The 15,094-nt window shown below is 63.2% G+C and carries 19 protein-coding genes and 1 tRNA gene; 9 read left to right on the top strand and 11 right to left on the bottom strand.

Going from position 1 to position 15,094, the window contains the following annotated elements:
• Window positions 1–4: 4 nt before the first annotated feature.
• From PVT67_RS05560 to PVT67_RS05540, 5 genes are read right to left on the bottom strand one after another with little or no spacing between them, the layout of a single operon-like run.
• Window positions 5–700 carry a flagellar hook assembly protein FlgD gene (locus tag PVT67_RS05560; RefSeq protein WP_301498696.1) on the bottom strand — a complete coding sequence of 232 codons (696 nt, stop codon included), beginning with the start codon at window positions 698–700 and terminating at the stop codon, window positions 5–7.
• Between the two features lie 19 nt (window positions 701–719).
• On the bottom strand, window positions 720–1,136 hold the full coding sequence (gene flgC / locus PVT67_RS05555; protein ID WP_301498694.1) for a flagellar basal body rod protein FlgC: 417 nt from the start codon (window positions 1,134–1,136) through the stop codon (window positions 720–722).
• Between the two features lie 2 nt (window positions 1,137–1,138).
• A complete protein-coding gene (gene flgB / locus PVT67_RS05550) occupies window positions 1,139–1,540 on the bottom strand; it encodes a flagellar basal body rod protein FlgB (RefSeq protein ID WP_301498692.1) in 402 nt (133 codons plus the stop codon).
• Between the two features lie 47 nt (window positions 1,541–1,587).
• Window positions 1,588–2,424: a CheR family methyltransferase gene (locus PVT67_RS05545; protein WP_301498691.1), complete on the bottom strand. Its 837-nt coding sequence runs from the start codon at window positions 2,422–2,424 to the stop codon at window positions 1,588–1,590.
• Window positions 2,425–3,354 carry a chemotaxis protein CheV gene (locus PVT67_RS05540; protein ID WP_301498690.1) on the bottom strand — a complete coding sequence of 310 codons (930 nt, stop codon included), beginning with the start codon at window positions 3,352–3,354 and terminating at the stop codon, window positions 2,425–2,427. It lies immediately after the preceding gene.
• A gap of 200 nt (window positions 3,355–3,554) precedes the next feature.
• Here PVT67_RS05540 and flgA point away from each other — a divergent pair, with 200 nt between their 5' ends.
• The 3 genes from flgA (at window position 3,555) to flgN (ending at window position 5,042) form a co-directional block, all read left to right on the top strand.
• Window positions 3,555–4,169: a flagellar basal body P-ring formation chaperone FlgA gene (flgA, locus tag PVT67_RS05535; protein WP_301498689.1), complete on the top strand. Its 615-nt coding sequence runs from the start codon at window positions 3,555–3,557 to the stop codon at window positions 4,167–4,169.
• Between the two features lie 95 nt (window positions 4,170–4,264).
• A complete protein-coding gene (gene flgM / locus PVT67_RS05530) occupies window positions 4,265–4,588 on the top strand; it encodes a flagellar biosynthesis anti-sigma factor FlgM (protein ID WP_301498688.1) in 324 nt (107 codons plus the stop codon).
• A 10-nt stretch (window positions 4,589–4,598) separates the two neighbouring features.
• The gene (flgN, locus tag PVT67_RS05525; protein WP_301498686.1) at window positions 4,599–5,042 is read left to right on the top strand and encodes a flagellar export chaperone FlgN; all 444 of its coding nucleotides are present in this window, start codon (window positions 4,599–4,601) and stop codon (window positions 5,040–5,042) included.
• A 51-nt stretch (window positions 5,043–5,093) separates the two neighbouring features.
• On the opposite strand, the gene PVT67_RS05520 is transcribed toward flgN, so the two are convergent.
• On the bottom strand, window positions 5,094–5,528 hold the full coding sequence (locus PVT67_RS05520; protein ID WP_301498684.1) for an LPP20 family lipoprotein: 435 nt from the start codon (window positions 5,526–5,528) through the stop codon (window positions 5,094–5,096).
• Between the two features lie 10 nt (window positions 5,529–5,538).
• The gene (locus PVT67_RS05515) at window positions 5,539–6,099 is read right to left on the bottom strand and encodes a FlgO family outer membrane protein (RefSeq protein WP_301498682.1); all 561 of its coding nucleotides are present in this window, start codon (window positions 6,097–6,099) and stop codon (window positions 5,539–5,541) included.
• 112 nt (window positions 6,100–6,211) lie between these two features.
• On the opposite strand from PVT67_RS05515, the gene PVT67_RS05510 reads away from it, so the two are divergent.
• The 4 genes from PVT67_RS05510 (at window position 6,212) to luxS (ending at window position 8,871) form a co-directional block, all read left to right on the top strand.
• Window positions 6,212–7,288 (top strand): flagellar assembly protein T N-terminal domain-containing protein, encoded by a 1,077-nt coding sequence (locus tag PVT67_RS05510; protein WP_301498678.1) that lies wholly within the window; start codon window positions 6,212–6,214, stop codon window positions 7,286–7,288.
• A gap of 72 nt (window positions 7,289–7,360) precedes the next feature.
• Window positions 7,361–7,436: transfer RNA gene (locus PVT67_RS05505), tRNA-Arg, on the top strand.
• 382 nt (window positions 7,437–7,818) lie between these two features.
• Entirely contained in the window at window positions 7,819–8,304 is a 486-nt protein-coding gene (locus tag PVT67_RS05500; RefSeq protein ID WP_301498674.1) for an FKBP-type peptidyl-prolyl cis-trans isomerase, read from the top strand.
• Window positions 8,305–8,358: 54 nt separating this feature from the next.
• On the top strand, window positions 8,359–8,871 hold the full coding sequence (gene luxS, locus PVT67_RS05495) for an S-ribosylhomocysteine lyase (protein ID WP_301498670.1): 513 nt from the start codon (window positions 8,359–8,361) through the stop codon (window positions 8,869–8,871).
• 54 nt (window positions 8,872–8,925) lie between these two features.
• On the opposite strand, the gene PVT67_RS05490 is transcribed toward luxS, so the two are convergent.
• Window positions 8,926–9,528 (bottom strand): hypothetical protein, encoded by a 603-nt coding sequence (locus tag PVT67_RS05490; protein WP_301498668.1) that lies wholly within the window; start codon window positions 9,526–9,528, stop codon window positions 8,926–8,928.
• Between the two features lie 59 nt (window positions 9,529–9,587).
• On the opposite strand from PVT67_RS05490, the gene PVT67_RS05485 reads away from it, so the two are divergent.
• Entirely contained in the window at window positions 9,588–10,241 is a 654-nt protein-coding gene (locus PVT67_RS05485) for a DUF2982 domain-containing protein (RefSeq protein WP_301498666.1), read from the top strand.
• Here PVT67_RS05485 and PVT67_RS05480 read toward each other — a convergent pair.
• The gene (locus tag PVT67_RS05480) at window positions 10,232–11,065 is read right to left on the bottom strand and encodes an EamA/DMT transporter family protein (protein ID WP_301498664.1); all 834 of its coding nucleotides are present in this window, start codon (window positions 11,063–11,065) and stop codon (window positions 10,232–10,234) included. The genes PVT67_RS05485 and PVT67_RS05480 overlap by 10 nt on opposite strands.
• Window position 11,066: 1 nt before the next feature.
• Complete coding sequence (locus tag PVT67_RS05475; protein ID WP_301498661.1) at window positions 11,067–11,564, bottom strand: GNAT family N-acetyltransferase; 498 nt, start codon at window positions 11,562–11,564, stop codon at window positions 11,067–11,069.
• Window positions 11,565–11,652: 88 nt separating this feature from the next.
• Here PVT67_RS05475 and PVT67_RS05470 point away from each other — a divergent pair, with 88 nt between their 5' ends.
• Window positions 11,653–12,048, top strand: coding sequence for a DUF3634 family protein (locus tag PVT67_RS05470; RefSeq protein ID WP_301498660.1), 396 nt, complete (start codon window positions 11,653–11,655; stop codon window positions 12,046–12,048).
• Between the two features lie 39 nt (window positions 12,049–12,087).
• On the opposite strand, the gene PVT67_RS05465 is transcribed toward PVT67_RS05470, so the two are convergent.
• Window positions 12,088–14,940 carry an ExeM/NucH family extracellular endonuclease gene (locus PVT67_RS05465; RefSeq protein WP_301498659.1) on the bottom strand — a complete coding sequence of 951 codons (2,853 nt, stop codon included), beginning with the start codon at window positions 14,938–14,940 and terminating at the stop codon, window positions 12,088–12,090.
• Window positions 14,941–15,094: the final 154 nt, after the last annotated feature.

The following is a 15,094-nucleotide window of genomic DNA, read 5'->3' as shown; positions in this document are numbered from 1 at the left end:
CAGATCAGGCTTTGGCTACTTCAAGGACATCGCTCAGCTTGATGCCCCCCATGCCCTGCAGGTTCAATACAACGCCGCCCGAGGACGCCGAGCCCAGGGTGACAGATTCCACATTGGCGTAAGCCGCCACTGGGAGGTCGACGCGGTCCTGGCCCACCAGGGCCTGGGCCTTGATCACATAGTTGCCGGCCGGCATGGCTTTGCCGGACGAGTCGGTGCCGTCCCAGTCGATCTTGACGTTGCCGGCGCTCTGGTCGCCCAGATCGAGGGTCTTGATCAGCTGGCCGTTCTGGTCCTCGATGCGCACTGTGACGTTCTTCATGTTGTCACTGGAGGTGAGCATGCCGCTCATGCCACTGCCATTGCCGTCCAGGTAGCCGGTGTCGGTAGGCACCAGTACCTTCTGCCCCACCAGGGTGGAGGCCTGCAATGCCTGGCTTGACGTCATCACCTCGTTGAGGGAGCCGAACTGGTCTGAGACCGAGTTGATGCCGTCGACGGTGGCAAAGGAGGCCATCTGCGAGATCATCTGGTCGTTGTCGGCGGGCTTGAAAGGATCCTGGTAGGCCAGCTGTTTGGTCAGCAGCGCCAGGAAGTCCTTCTGGTCCAGGCCGGTCTTTTTGGTGGTGCCCGTGGTATCCGTGGTGTCCCAACGAGAGTTGGCCAAGGGATCCGTGGAACTGGTGGATGAAATGGTCATCTAGTGCCCCTCTTCCTCTTTACTGACCCAGCTGCAAAGTGCGGGCCAACATCTGCTTGGCGGTGTCCGCAACCTGCACATTGGTCTGGTAGCTGCGGGAGGCGGAGATCATGTTGGTCATCTCCTCCACCACGTTGACGTTCGGCTTGTAGATAAAGCCGTCCTTGTCTGCCATGGGGTGATCGGGATGGTATTCCTTCACCAGCGGCTTCTGGGATTCCACCACCCCCAGTACCTTGACCCCAACCCCCTGCTGCTGGTCGGCCTGGGCCTCGCTCAGGGCGGCGGCAAAGACCGGCTGGCGGGCCCTGTAGGTGGTGCCGGCGGAGCTGGACACCGAATCGGCGTTGGCCAGGTTGGAGGCGGTGGTGTTGAGGCGCACCGACTGGGCGCTCATGGCGCTGCCGGCGATGTCAAAGATCCGATAGAGGCTCATGGTTATTCTCCTTTGATCGCGGACATCAGGCCTTTGATCCGGCCGCTAAGGAACTGCAATGAGGTCTGGTATTCCATGGCGTTTTGCATGAAAAGGCTGCGCTCGACCTGCACGTCGACGGTGTTGCCGTCGCCGGTGTCAGGCTGGTTGGGGTTGCGGTAACCCACTGCCGGGTCGAGGCCAAGACTTGCCGCCAGGTGCCGATCGTTGGTGCGCACCAGGGACTGGCCCCCCTGCTGGCCGGACTGGGCTTCGGCCAGGGCGGCCTTGAAGTCCAGATCCTTTGCCTTGTATCCGGGGGTGTCGGCGTTGGCCAGGTTGCTCGCCAACAGCTCGGCGCGCTCCTGGCGCACCTGGACCGCGTATTGGGAGATACCGAATGCCTTGTCGAAACTGATTGCCATGGTCTTGCCTCCGTTGACTAGTCAAACAGAGGCAAGATATGTGCCAATCAGATGTTTTCTTTGCGGCGGTAAAGGATGCCGGGGTTGCAGCGCACCATCTCGAACTGGGTGGCGGCGGTGGGCATGGATTCGGAGGCGCCGAGGAAGAGGTAGCCACCGGGATTGAGGGTGCGGGCTATGCCTTCGAGGATCTTCAGCTTGTTCTCCTGGGAGAAATAGATGAGGACGTTGCGGCAAAACACCAAGTCGAACTTGCCCAGCAACGCATAGCTGGACAAGAGGTTGAAGTGGCGGAAGGTCACCAGGCGCTTGACGTTACCCTTGACCTTCCAGGTGCCATCGGGGGTTTCGTCAAAATACAGGCGCCGACGCTCGTCGCTCATGCCGCGGCCCAGGGCCAGGCTGTCGTACTCCCCCACCTGGCATTGGCTGAGCATGCCCTGAGAGATGTCGGTGGCCAGGATCTGCACCCCGCCCGGCAAGGTGCCGGGTTTCTTGACCTGGTGCTCCAAGGCCTTGATGGCGATGGAGTATGGTTCCTGCCCGGAGGAACAGGCGGCGGACCAGATCCGCACCGTCTTGCCGCCCTTGCCCAGCTCCGGGAACAGTTTTTCCGTGAGCAGCTCGAAAGGGTAGCTGTCGCGGAACCAGAGGGTTTCGTTGGTGGTCATGGCGTCGATGACGGCCGTCTGCAATTCGCGATCGCGGCCGTTGATCACCATCTGGATCAGCTGACCCAGGGACTCCTGCTTGTAGCGCCCCAACAAGGGCGTCAGTCGGCTCTTGACCAGATACTGCTTGTTGTCACCCAGCACTATGCCGCACTGGCCTTCGAGATACCGCCGAAAGGTGCCGTAATCCTGCTCGCTTAACGCTTTATCCACTTAACCCGCCTCTATCATCAGGCATTCCTTGACGGCATTGGCCAGTTCATCGGGATTGAATTTGGCAATGAATTTGTTGGCGCCCACCTTCTGGACCATGGCCTGGTTGAAGACGCCGGACAGGGAGGTATGGAGTATGACCTGCAGATCCTTGAGCTTGGGATCGGCCTTCACTTCCGCCGTCAGGGTATAGCCGTCCATCTCCGGCATCTCCACGTCGGAGATCAGCAGGCAGACCATCTCGGTGACGGACTTCTGGCAGCGCTCGGCCATGTCCTTGAGGAAGTTGAGGCCCTCACGGCCGTCCTTGACCAGCTCAATGGGGATCCCCAAGGGCTCCAGGGCACGCTTGATCTGGGCACGGGCCACGGAGGAGTCGTCGGCCACCAGCAGCAGCCTGTTGCGTTGCAGGCTCTCGGTGCCCTCGAAGGTACTGGCACTGGCCATGGCATTGGCGGGGCTGATCTCGTCGAGGATCTTCTCCACGTCCAGCAGCTCCACCATGTCGCCGTCCACTTCGGTGACGGCGGTCAGGTAGCTGTGACGCCCCGCCCCTTTCGGCGGCGGCTGGACGTCTTCCCAGTTGCAGTTGACGATGCGGTCCACAGAGTGCACCAGGAAGCCCTGCACCGAGCGGTTGTACTCGGTGATGATCACGAAGCAGTTGGAGACGTCTTCGGTAGGCCGGCCGCCCATGGCCTGGCGCAGATCGATGACCGACAACGTCTGGCCGCGGATATGGGCCACACCGCGGATGCTGGACTTGCGCTTGGGCAAGGCGGTCAGGGGCGGGCACTGCAACACTTCCCGCACCTTGAAGACGTTGATGCCGAAACGCTGCCGGCCCCCCAGCTTGAACATCAGCAGCTCAAGGCGGTTTTGCCCCACCATCTGGGTACGCTGGTTGACCGTGTCGAGAATGCCCGCCATACCTTACCTCTTAATATCGTTGTGCAGATGGGCACAGCTTTTGCGTGCCATCTTAGCACAGCCTTATGTGACTGATTATCGACGTGAACCAGCTCAGACCTAAAATTCTCGCCGCTGCCAGGGTCTTTTTCGGCCAGGCCCCGGCTTTCTTTATCGCCCTGGTCCTATTTTGGCCCAGTTTGACCTCGGCCGCGCAGCCCATGGCGCTGGACGCCCTCAAGGCCAAGGCCGAACAGGCCGTCAAAGACGCCTTGCAAGCCCAGCCCGGCGCCAGGGTCAGTGTCAAGGCCAGCGACCCCGACAACCGGCTGCGGCTACCCTTCTGTGCCGAGCTCCAGGCCAGCCTGCCGGCCAACCAGAGCCCAGGGGCCAATATTACCGTCAAGCTCTGGTGCGCCAAGCCCAAGTGGCAGTACTACCTGCCGGTCAGCACTGTGGTCACTGTGCCCATGCTGGTGGCCAGCCGCGCCCTGCCTGCCGGCCTCACCCTGGCCGATAACGACCTGGTGACCGACTGGCAACCCCAGAACCAACTCCAAGGTCGCACCTTCACCGATAAAGGCGTCATCACAGGCGCCAAACTCAAACGCGGCATCCAAGCCGGCTCCCCCATCAGCGCCGATAACCTCTGCCTGGTCTGCCGCGGCGACAAGGTAATGGTCAGGGCCGGCAGCGGCGGCCTGAGCATCACCGCCACAGGCACAGCCTTGTCAGACGGCACTTTTGGCGATACTGTCAGGGTCAGAAACAGCGGCTCAGGCAGGGTGGTTGATGCCAAGGTCGAAGCCCAGGGCCAAGTGACGGTCACATACTAAAAATTATTGCTAAAGTGTTCCGCATGGGCGCCGATACAGGTTCCGACGGAGCGCTTTTTTGTGTTCGTCAAAAACTTGACAGTTGCGAGGACAGCATGGCAATCAACAAGGTCAATCAAGGGCAGACGCAGGACTTGACCCCTGCCCGCCTGAACCAGGCCAAGCAGGCCGGGGAGCAGGCCAAGACCCAGTCCGCAGCGCCCCAAACCAGCGCCAAGCTGGCCCAGGACGCTGTCTCCATCACCCCTCAGGCCGCCGGCCTGGACAAGATGCAACGGAACATGAGCTCACAAGCCCCCTTCGACAAGGAAAAGGTCGAGAGCCTGAAGAAAGCCATTTCTTCCGGCCAATACAAGGTGGACCATCAAAAATTGGCAGATAAATTGCTTCAGTTCGAGGACGACCTCTTCGGCAACTAAGGCAAAGGCCATGACCCAAGCAACTGGTCAAGCGCATCCCGGGGAGACTCTGGATGCGCTTTTGTTTACCCAGGACAACCAACTCCAAGCCATGCTGGCCCTGCTGCTGGAGGAACGGCAGCTGCTGACCGGCCGGGATCACCACCGCCTGGCGACGGTGGCCGACAACAAGGCCGAACTGGCACTGCGCCTGCAAAACCTGGATCAGCAGATCGCCACCCACCCTGGCCGCGAGGCACCGGAAAAGCAGGAGCTGCTGCGCGCCCTCAAGGCCAAGGCCGTGGAATGCAGCCAAAGCAATGCCGTCAACGGCGAGATGATAGTGCAGCTGCAGCGCCGCCAAACCGAGCAAAGCGAGCTGCTGCTACGGGCCCTTGGCCGCAGCAACAGGACCTACAACAGCAAGGGCGTGGCCAGCAGCAGGCCCCGCCTGCTGGGGGATGTCCAGGCCTGAAGACAGCCGCCTGTCCATAACAAAACGCCGGCAATCGCCGGCGTTCTTGCATCAGTAACCCCTGATGGTCCTGGCCTTGGGCCCATGAGCGGTGCTGATCGGAACCTCGTCGTCCCCCTTGAGGTCCGCCAGGCGGCGAGTATCGAGCCGCAGTTCGGTGATGTAGCGGCCGTCCAACTGGTAGCTGCGCAGCACCTCGGCGCCCTTGACCACCCCCTGGACCCGCACCAGGCTGGACTCGTTGCTCAGCTGGCCACCCTTGAGCTGGCTCTGGCCACTGATGGTCACCCCGTAGAGCTGCTGGGCCAGCTCTTGGTAGGCCAGCAGCTTGGAGGCCTCCATGGCCTGGCGCTGGCGCTCGGCGTCGGTCTTGCCGGGCTGCTCCGCCACCAGGGCGATGCCGACCCCGTTCAACACCGGCTCGGTGCCAGACCACTGGGCGCAGGCCGGCAATGCCAGCACCAGCGTCAATACAAGACTTCGCATTCAATCCTCCTCAGGGCCGCGCCGCTTCCCGCTCCAGGTAGCCATCCTTGAGGCTGACCTGGCGCTGCTGTCCTTCGTCTTTACCCAACGCCTTCCTCGGCAAGAAGCCCTGGGCCGTGGCCACCACTATCTTGGACTGGATGCCGATGATCCGTACATTGACGTCCACCCCATCGGGGCGGCTGTCGAGGGTGCCGGCCAACACGAAGTCCACCGGCAGCTTGCGGTTCTTCTGCTGGGCGTCGCGGCTCAGGAAAAGCTCCCCCTTGGGGCTCACCTGCACCGAACCCAGGCTCTTCAAATCCACCAGGGTGTAACCAATCTGGTGCAGGTGGCTGGTGAAGCTCTCGGCCAGCGCCAGCCCCAGGGGGCTGGTCTGCAGGGAGCCGGCATCCACCAGGCTGCTCACCACCAGAGGGGTGCGGTAATCGATATAGCGGGCGTTGGCCATCAACTGCTGGCTCAGCCCCGCCACGAACTCGTCCAGGGGGGAATGGGCAGGCTCAAACCAACTGTCGGCGCGGGCCATGGGGACCATGAGCACCAGGGCCAGGATCCAATGTCGTAACATAAGGCATGTCCTCTTGACCGTTATCCGGCTTATCGGCATCACGGGGCCAGGCTTTATACTTTTGGAACGGCTTTTGCAAAATCTTCGCCAAGTCCACCACCTTTTGACGCCCATGAAACTGCTCGCCATTCTCTGCGCCCTGCTGGCCCTGCCCACCCAGGCCAGCTGGTATCAAGTTACGGGCCAGGCCAGCCTTGACCAGGACAATGCCCGCCAGCACGCCATCGACGACGCCCTGGCCCAGGCCCGCTTTTATGGCGGCCTGAGGGACGACGAGGGCCAGAGCGGCAGCGCCGTCCGCCAAAGCCAACTGGTCAGCGAACGCGAGGAAGGCGGCCAGCAAAAGGTCACCTTGCTGGTGGAGCTGGACGACAGCCCAGGCCGGCAATGCTGGCAGCGCCAGCCCATCAGCCTGCATCGCTTCAGTTGGGCCAGCCCTGACCAGGCCATCAGCGGCCTGGTCGGCGATCCGGGGCAAGGCATTGCCATGGAGGCGGCAAGGTTGCTCCGCGAGCGCCAAGGCGCGCTGGTGCCGGTGGGCGACATAGGCGCCACCCTGGACCAGCCCCAGGCCAAGGACAACAACAACCTTCAGCTGGTGGCCGAAAGGCAGGGGGCCCGCTGGTTGCTGGGAGGGCGCCTGGTACGGCTGCGCGACCAGCTCCAGGCCGCCTCCTGGTACAACCCCTGGGGCCAGGACAAGCACCAGCTGACCCTGGCCATGGACGCCTGGCTCATCGACAGCTTCTCCGGCAAGCGCATCTTCGAGCGCCGCTACCTGGCAGACGCCGAACTGTCCACCAGCACCCTGCTGGACACCCAGGATCCCAGCTTCTGGCTGAGCCCCTTCGGGCAAAAACTGCAGCGCAGCCTGCAGGAGATGGTCCAAGACGTGGAAGCCGCCCTGCCCTGCCAGGCCAGCCAATGGCCCATACTGTCGGTCTCCAGCGACGGCCTGCTGATCGACGCCGGCCTCAAGGCCGGCCTGGGCCCTGACGACAGCTTCACCGTGCTGCAAAAGCGCACCCTGCTGACTGCCACCGGCGAGCGCCGCCAGGTGCTGGTCCCGTCCGAGACGGAACTGCACATCAGCTGGCAGTCCGACAACCAGAGTCTGCTCAAGGCCGAAGGCGCCACCCAGAACGGCAACATCCAACCCGGGGACTTCGTGCTCAAGACCTTGAATTGAACAGTAAATCGGCAGATGAACCTGTGCGGCTTTTCATCCTGGCCAGGCTGGGTATAATCGGCTGGTCCTTGGGTCTCCATAGCTCAACAGGATAGAGCACCCGCCTCCTAAGCGGGCGATCCAGGTTCGAGTCCTGGTGGGGACGCCATTTAACATCAAGCCTCGCTGACGCGGGGCTTTTTGTTATCCACATCCCTCATACGGACTGCCAGGCGCCTTGCATAGCCCGGCGCCGCTACGGCGGGTCGAGCAGCGCGCGACTGTACCCGCCTCCGGTCAGGCGCCTTGCCCAGTCCGGCGCCGCTACGGCGGGTCGAGCAGCGCGCGACTGTACCCGCCTCCGCCCTGGTGGGGACGCATCGACATCAAGCCTCGCTGACGCGGGGCTTTTTGTTATCCGCATCCCTCATACGGACTGCCAGGCGCCTTGCATAGCCCGGCGGCGACATAGCCCCTCATCGCTTTGACTACCCTACCCCGCCCACCTCGGCTATGATCCCCGCTTTTCCGACCATCTCCAGGACTTCAGGATGCAGATCAGCGACGACAAAGTAGTGCAGTTCCACTACGTGCTCAAAGACGACCAGGGCCAACAGCTGGAAAGCAGCAAGGGCCACGATCCCCTGGCCTACCTGCACGGCCACGACAACATGATGCCGGGCCTGGAAAAAGCCATGGCCGGCAAGGCCAAGGGCGACAGCTTCTCCGTGACCCTGGCCCCGGAAGAGGCCTACGGCCAGCGCCAGGAGGGCCTGAGCCAGCGTATCCCCGTCAAGCACCTGCAGGGCGCCAAGAAATGGGCACCCGGCATGGTGGCCGTGGTCAACACCGACCAGGGCCAGCGCCAGGTGACCATCGTCAAGGTGGGCCGCTTCATGGCCGACGTGGACCTCAACCATCCCCTGGCCGGCCAGACCCTGACCTTCGACGTCGAAGTGCTGGACGTACGTGACGCCACCGACGAAGAGATAGCCCACGGCCACGCCCATGGCGTTGGCGGTCACCACCATCACTAAGGCGCTCGCCCTTCTGCTAAGATGGCCTGAAAGGCCCTGATTGAGGACTACAGCATGCCCCTTCTCGACAGCTTTACCGTCGACCACACCCGCATGAAGGCCCCGGCCGTGCGCGTGGCCAAGACCATGAAAACCCCCGGCGGCGACACCATCACCGTCTTCGACCTGCGCTTCTGCCTGCCCAACCAGGAGATCCTCTCCGAGAAGGGCATCCACACCCTGGAGCACCTCTTCGCCGGCTTCATGCGCGACCACCTCAACGGCGACAAGGTGGAGATCATCGACATCTCCCCCATGGGTTGCCGTACCGGCTTCTACATGAGCCTCATCGGCGCTCCCAGCGAGCAGCAGGTGGCGGACGCCTGGCTGGCGGCCATGGACGACGTGGAAAAGGTCCAGGACCAGTCCCAGATCCCGGAACTGAACCTCTACCAGTGCGGCACCGCCGCCATGCACTCCCTGGCCGAAGCTCAGGAGATAGCCCACAAGATCAAGAGCCGTGGCGTCACCGTTAACCTCAACGACGAGCTGGCCCTGAGCGACGACTTCCTCAAGAAGCATTCCTGAGGCAGCAAAAAGCCCGCGCTAAGCGGGCTTTTTTGTGGCCGGCATCCAAGCGGCTCAGAACACCGAGCGGTAGTAGAAGCCCCACTGGTTGCCGTCGCCCTTGGTGCCACCCGGCATGGAGACGCCGTTGTACTTGTCCAGCTCGTACTCCACCCACTGGTAGCGCACCCCCACCCAGTTGTGCTGGTCGAGCTGGTAGTCGTACTGGACTATGGCGCCCAGGGCGTCCTTGAACTTGAATTTCTCGTGGTTGCCGTCCAGCTTGATGTCGCTCTTGACGTCGAAATGCCAGGAAGGCCCCACCGAGAACTTGTGGCGGCCCATCTGGTAAAAGGGCAGCAGCTCCAAGGTGTAGCGCTTGAGGTTGAGGTCGCCGTCATTGTTGAACTGGTAGCCGACGTTAAAGGCGGCGCCGAAGCTATCCTTCTCCCACTGGGCTCCCAGCCCCAGGTGGTAACGGCTGCCGAAACGGACCTTTTCCGAGCCGCCGCTGTAGTTATCCACCACGAAGCTATCGCCGCCACCGGTGTAGCCGGCAAAGAAGCTGAAGGCCAGGCCCTGATCCTGGCCAAGTTTGCCGCCCTGTTGAACATAGGCATTGTCGGCGGCCATGGCCGGCAGGGCCAGGACAGACGCAAGCAGCAGGTAAGGTCGCATATCACCCTCCATGGGTATGGTGCGTTATTATGATCCCCAACAATCTTAGACGTAACTTAATGAACGCCCAAGAATTATCCAGCCACCGTCATCGCAACGGCCTGACCTTCACCCTGGCGGGGCTGCTGCTGCTGGCCCTGGGCCCCTTTTGCCTGGTCAAGGGCTGGTACGGTCCCGGCATGGTGCTGCTGCTGGCCTGCCCCGTGCTGCTGGCGCTGGGCATCGGCAAGCTCACCGAGCCCAAGGTGAGCCTGTCCATCAACAGCCAGAGCCTGTCGCTGCACCACAGGCGCGGCGGCTGGAGCCTGCGCTGGCGGGACATACAGCGCATCGACCAACTCCGTATCGGCAGCGGCTTCGAGATGCGCGAACTCCCCTACATCGGCTTTCGCCTCAAGCACCCCGAGCCGCTGCTGGACACCATCAGCCCGCGCCTGGCGGTGGGGCTGCTCACCGAACAGCGCAACATACTGCTGCTGGCCCTCGGCAGCCAGCCTACCGCCAGTGCCGAGGATCTCTTCGAACCCCACCAATACCAGGCCCCGTCAGGCAAGCACTACCAGGGTGTCACCGCCATGCTGGGCCAGCGCATGAAACGGCTGCGGGAGTTGACCGGCTTCGACCTCATCATCAACGAAGAGCTGGCCGGGCAGGACGGCCTGGCCGTGCTGCGCCGCTACTGGGCCCAGGGCCAGCAGGACGATCAGCCCTGACGTCGGCAGAGATAAAGCGCTGCCGCCATCAGCAGGCTGCCCAGCGCCAGCCGCCCCCAGTCGGCGTGGCCGCCCCAAATGGTCACGTTCACCACTATGCCGGCGGGGATCAGCATGTTGTTCATCACCGCCAGCTGCTGGGCATTGACCTTGGTGGAACCAAAGCTCCAGCCGAGGTAGCCCAGGCCCGAGGCCACTATCCCCAACCACAGCAGCACGCCCCATTGCAGCGTCGTCTGGGGTGGTTTCTGCCAATCCCCCAGCAGCCACGCCGCCAGCAAGGTCACCAGCAGCGCGCCTAAAAAGAACCAGGCGAAGCGGGCCCTGTGGCTCAAGGGGCTGGCCTGGCTCTGGTGGCGGTACCAGACCTGGCCGAAGGCAAAGCAGGCGTTGGCGGCCTGGATGAGGGCAAAGCCGTGCCAGTAATCACTGCTCAGTTCTGTCCAGCGGATAACGCCGGCCCCGGCCACCGCCAGCAGCGCCGGTGCCCAGAAATGGCGTGGCCAGCGCCGGTTAAAGAGATCCGCGAAGAGGCTGACGTAGAGAGGGGTGAAAATGGTGAACAGCAGCAGCTCCGGCACCGACAGGTAACGGTAGCTGTGGTAGAGAAAGAGGTACATCACCCCTATCTCCACCGCCCCCGTCGCCATCAGCACCAGGGCCTGGCGCCAGGGCAAGGGCCGCCAGAACGGCAGGAACACCAGCAATGCCAGGGCCATGCGCGAGGCGACCGCCAGGTAGGCGTCCACCTGGCCGGCCAGGTAGGCGCCTATCAGCGAGAAGGAAAAGGCCCAGAGGGCCGTTATCAGCCAGAGCAGCCCCACCTCAGCGCACCGAGGCGTAGAGCCAGACCGGCATGCCGCCGTACTGGGCCAACTCACCCCGCACCATGCCGAGCTTCTCGGCGACCCGGATGGATCCGTTGTTGTCGGGGTGGATAAGGGCCAGGATATGGGGCAGCCCCAGCTCCGCGTGGCCGTGCTCGAGCACCACCTTGGCCGCTTCAGTGATCAGCCCCTGGCCCCAAAACGCGGGCAGCAGCCGGTAGCCCAGCTCCGGCAGGCCGAATTCCGGCAGGAATTTGATGCCGCAAAAGCCGATCACCTGGCCGCTGGCCTTGTCCACCACCGCCAGGCGGCCGTAGCCGTATCGTGCATAGTCGGCAAGAGGCGCGGCCTTGAGCCAGGCCTCGGCTTCCTCGAGGCTGACAAGGGGCTGCTGGCCCGTGTAGCGAACTATCTCGGGGTCGGCATTCATGGCCAGGAAGGCCGGCACGTCCTCCAGGGTGAAGTGGCGCAGCAACAGTCGGGGTGTTTCCAACACGGCAAGGTTCCTTCGGGTAAAAAGCCAGCATAACCAAAGGCCTCCCTCCTGGGCTATAAAGAATAGGGTGCCAATGAAATGACGGGAGATGCCTGTGGAGCTCTTCGGCCTTACCATCAACACCGAGGCGGTGTCGGCCTTTGCCGTGCTGGCACTGGTGGGATACCTGCTGCTCAAACAATATTCCTGCGTCTTTTCGGTCCAGTTCAAGAGCGGCAAGGTCAAGGTGACCAAGGGCACAGTGCCGCCGGACTTCCTGACTGCCTGCCAGCGCCTGGCCGCCAACCGCAACGTCAAGGGCAGCGTCTTCGGCTACAAGACCCGGCTGGGGGTGCAGCTGGAGTTCTCCGCCAACTTCCCGCCCCTGGCCAAGGACAAACTGCTGTCCGCCTTCCCCTTCCAGCGCCTCGACAAGAGCTTCTTCCGCCGCAAGGCCCCCAAGCACAAGCTGCGCCGCTCCCCTCACAAGGAAGAGGACGAATAAAAAAAGGAGGCCTGAGCCTCCCTTTTCAATGTCTCGGCTTTAACCGAACAGCTGGGCCTTCAGCCATTTCAGGAAGATAAGCCAGGCCGGCACGGGCCTGGTGTCGTCCACTATGGTCACCGGGATCACCTGGTCGTGGCCGTCGTCAAAATGCAGCACCAGCTCCAGCTTCTCCGGCTGCTCCATGGGCCTGTCGGCCTTGACGTCCAGCACCAGGGCCTTCTCGCCGTCTTCACCGTCGGCGAAGCGCAGCTGAGGCTGGGGCAGGCTGATGTCGCGGCTGTCGGCATAGTGGTGGCCATGGCGGCTCTTGCCGAGGAAGCGCAGCTCGGCGGTGAGGCCCAGCTCGCCGTCGGCGCCGCCCTCACGCTTGATCACCAGGCCGGCGGGGCCCTGGCTCTCGAAGAGGGTCAGACTGTCCTGCTCGGCGCTCAGTTTGCCCTTGAGGGGCCAGTTCAGGGACACCACTACAGGGTCGTGATCCGAGGAGCTAAAGGGGCCGTCGGATTTCACCAGGGCGCCGGTGTACTGGCTGGAGTAGGTGAAGAGGTTGCTCTCGGCGGCGTTGATATGCCAGTCGGTGATGGCGGCGACCTTGGTGGCCAGATCCGGGGTGGCCAGGGCCTGGTCCAGGCGGCCGACCATGCCGCCGTACTGGTAGGAGTAGGCGTGGTCTTCGGCCAGTTTGACGAAGCCGTAGCCTTTGCTGATCACCCGGGCCGGGCCGTCCAGCTGGGGCGCTTGGGTGTTGTCACCGAGGTAGGTGTCGTGGGCTGTCTTCAGCTCGCGGTCCAGGGCCGGGATCTGGGTCAGCACCAGCAGGGGATCTTCGTTGCCGTAGGCATTGAAGTCGCCCAGCATCAGGGTCGGGGTGGCGCTGGCCTCGATCTTGTCGGCGATCAGGGCCACTTCGCTGTTGCGCAGCTCGTTACAGCTGCCCTGGCCGTCGTCGGCCTTGCCTTCCTCGTCCTCGGCGCAGCTGCTGCCCTTGGAGCGCAGGTGGTTGAGGGCGAACTGGAAACTCTCCCCTTCGGCCTGGCCTTCATAGACCCGCTTGAAGCGCTGCAGCAGACTGGGGCGGCCACCGTGGTGGATGTTCTCGCTGCCGTCCGCGTTGAGGGTGATCTGGTTGGGCATCTCCAGGAGCTGCACCTCGCCCTGGGGCGCGACCTTGGCCGGACGGTAGATCATGGCGGCCATGATGGCGTCGCTGCCGACGAAACCGTCCTGGGCCGGCTTGATGATGGCGTATTGCTTGTCTTGGGGCAGCTCGGCGTTCAGAGCCGTCACCAGGCTCTGGATGGCGGAATCGTCGCCGAAGCCGTTGTTCTCCACTTCCAGCAGGCCCAGGATGTCGGCGTCGATGGCCAGCAGGGCGTGGACAATCTTCGCCTGTTGCAGGGCAAAATCCGCCGCCGTCTTGGCGCCGCGGTTCACACCCAGGGGGTTGGTGCCGCCGCCCACAGCCTCGTTGAAGTAGTTGAGCACGTTGAAGCTGGCGATACGGACCTGGCCGTCGGCGGCCAGCACGGGGGCGCTGGTGCGGTCATCCAGGTGCACGAAATCGCCGGCGCCTACTTGGTTGCCCGCCAGCAGGCGGTAGTTGCCGTAGGAATAGGTCATGACCCCTTCGAGGTTCTGCACCCGGTCGCCGACCCGGATATAGCCCTGCTCGGCATCCAGCCCCGGGAAATAAGGGATGACGCCGTCGGCAGGCTTGTTGTCGGTGTCGATGTAGAGGCTGCGGGCCTGGTTGGCGGCCGCCAGGGCCTTGGCGTCGTCGCTGAGCGCCGGGTAGAGCTGGGTGGGCATCAGCAGCGGGCCACCGTGGGCCAGCATCATGTTGTTGCGGGACGCGGCGTAGTCGTAGCTGAAGGGGCGGGTCACCTGCATGTCACTGTCCTGGGTGAGGCGCACTTCCATGCCCTCGACCCGCTCCAGGGAGGCGGGCACGTCGTCACCCACCTCGAGATCCACGGGCTGGACAGGGGCCAAGTCCAGAGGACTCTGGGCGAAGTGGTCCATGGCGATCTCGGTCAGGCCGTAGTACTCCTTGACCAGGCCCTCCACGCAAAGGGCCATGCCGGGCTTGATGCTGGGATCCGGCGCCTTGCCGGTGAACACGAAGATGCCGTCTGAGGTGGCCGGGTCGCCGTCACCGGCGCCGTCTTGCAGGAAGAAGCCCTTGAAGAGGCCGCTGACCACCTGGGTGACACGGCCCTGGGTGACAACGGGATCGCTGCTCTGGTAGCTGCCGGCCGGCACCAGGGGCGAGCTGGCGCCGGGACCCTGGATGCTGGGAATGCTCTGCCATTCTTGGGGGCACTGCCAGGCGGTGGGCGGCTCGCTATCGGCGCCGCAGTCGCTAAGGCCGGTGCAGCCCAGGCCGCCGAAGCTGTCCTTGGCAAAGGCCTGCCACTGGCTGAAGTCGAAATCGCCGGCAGGGCTGCCGGGCAGGCGGCGCAACGTCATGTCCTTGGTGGACTTGCCGGGAGCTGTGAACTCGGAGCCCGGGTCGACGCCGATGATGCCGACCTTGTCCAGGGCCACGCCGTTCCTTTCCAGGGCCAGGGCATCGTCACCGTTGAAGTTGATGGTGCCGGAACGGATGTCGGCCTTGATGTCGGCACTGGCGCTGGCGTGGGCCAGCACCAGGCTGGCGCCGGGAGCCAGGGTGCCGGAGAGCGGCACGCGGGCCGTGGTGGTGCTGGCGCCGTTGAAATAGACGGCCAGGGCCACGCCATCGAGGTTCTCTTCGGTGGTGCCGGTGTTGCTTATCTCCACCGCCTTGTTGTAGCTGCTGCCTTCCACATATTCGCTGATCAACAGATCGGCAAAAGTCGGCTGACTGGTGAGCGCCAAGGCCACCAGTAAGGTTTTCTTCTTAAGCATGTTGTTCATCCTGTTGTTCGTTATGTCCCTTTCCGGGGCGACCATTGTCGGCAAACCAACTTTTTGTTAACAGGGCACGGTTTTTCCAACTCATTGCCCAGGCTGGCTTTTTGACCAGTCATTTCCTGGCCTGCCGAACAAGGCACGCTTTTTT

It is taken from the genome of Gallaecimonas kandeliae, assembly GCF_030450055.1.
Taxonomy (GTDB): domain Bacteria; phylum Pseudomonadota; class Gammaproteobacteria; order Enterobacterales; family Gallaecimonadaceae; genus Gallaecimonas; species Gallaecimonas kandeliae.
The sequence above is the reverse complement of the archived record's forward strand: the minus strand, read 5'-3'. Positions and strand labels throughout refer to the sequence as shown.

Excerpts from the sequence above, each read along its gene's own strand:
- PVT67_RS05560 (WP_301498696.1), bottom strand. The coding sequence starts at position 700 with ATGACCATTTCATCCACCAGTTCCACGGATCCCTTGGCCAACTCTCGT.
- flgC (WP_301498694.1), bottom strand. The coding sequence starts at position 1,136 with ATGAGCCTCTATCGGATCTTTGACATCGCCGGCAGCGCCATGAGCGCC.
- flgB (WP_301498692.1), bottom strand. The coding sequence starts at position 1,540 with ATGGCAATCAGTTTCGACAAGGCATTCGGTATCTCCCAATACGCGGTC.
- PVT67_RS05540 (WP_301498690.1), bottom strand. The coding sequence starts at position 3,354 with ATGGCGGGCATTCTCGACACGGTCAACCAGCGTACCCAGATGGTGGGG.
- flgA (WP_301498689.1), top strand. The coding sequence starts at position 3,555 with ATGGCGCTGGACGCCCTCAAGGCCAAGGCCGAACAGGCCGTCAAAGAC.
- flgM (WP_301498688.1), top strand. The coding sequence starts at position 4,265 with ATGGCAATCAACAAGGTCAATCAAGGGCAGACGCAGGACTTGACCCCT.
- flgN (WP_301498686.1), top strand. The coding sequence starts at position 4,599 with ATGACCCAAGCAACTGGTCAAGCGCATCCCGGGGAGACTCTGGATGCG.
- PVT67_RS05520 (WP_301498684.1), bottom strand. The coding sequence starts at position 5,528 with ATGCGAAGTCTTGTATTGACGCTGGTGCTGGCATTGCCGGCCTGCGCC.
- PVT67_RS05515 (WP_301498682.1), bottom strand. The coding sequence starts at position 6,099 with ATGTTACGACATTGGATCCTGGCCCTGGTGCTCATGGTCCCCATGGCC.
- PVT67_RS05510 (WP_301498678.1), top strand. The coding sequence starts at position 6,212 with ATGAAACTGCTCGCCATTCTCTGCGCCCTGCTGGCCCTGCCCACCCAG.
- PVT67_RS05500 (WP_301498674.1), top strand. The coding sequence starts at position 7,819 with ATGCAGATCAGCGACGACAAAGTAGTGCAGTTCCACTACGTGCTCAAA.
- luxS (WP_301498670.1), top strand. The coding sequence starts at position 8,359 with ATGCCCCTTCTCGACAGCTTTACCGTCGACCACACCCGCATGAAGGCC.
- PVT67_RS05490 (WP_301498668.1), bottom strand. The coding sequence starts at position 9,528 with ATGCGACCTTACCTGCTGCTTGCGTCTGTCCTGGCCCTGCCGGCCATG.
- PVT67_RS05485 (WP_301498666.1), top strand. The coding sequence starts at position 9,588 with ATGAACGCCCAAGAATTATCCAGCCACCGTCATCGCAACGGCCTGACC.
- PVT67_RS05470 (WP_301498660.1), top strand. The coding sequence starts at position 11,653 with ATGCCTGTGGAGCTCTTCGGCCTTACCATCAACACCGAGGCGGTGTCG.
- PVT67_RS05465 (WP_301498659.1), bottom strand. The coding sequence starts at position 14,940 with ATGCTTAAGAAGAAAACCTTACTGGTGGCCTTGGCGCTCACCAGTCAG.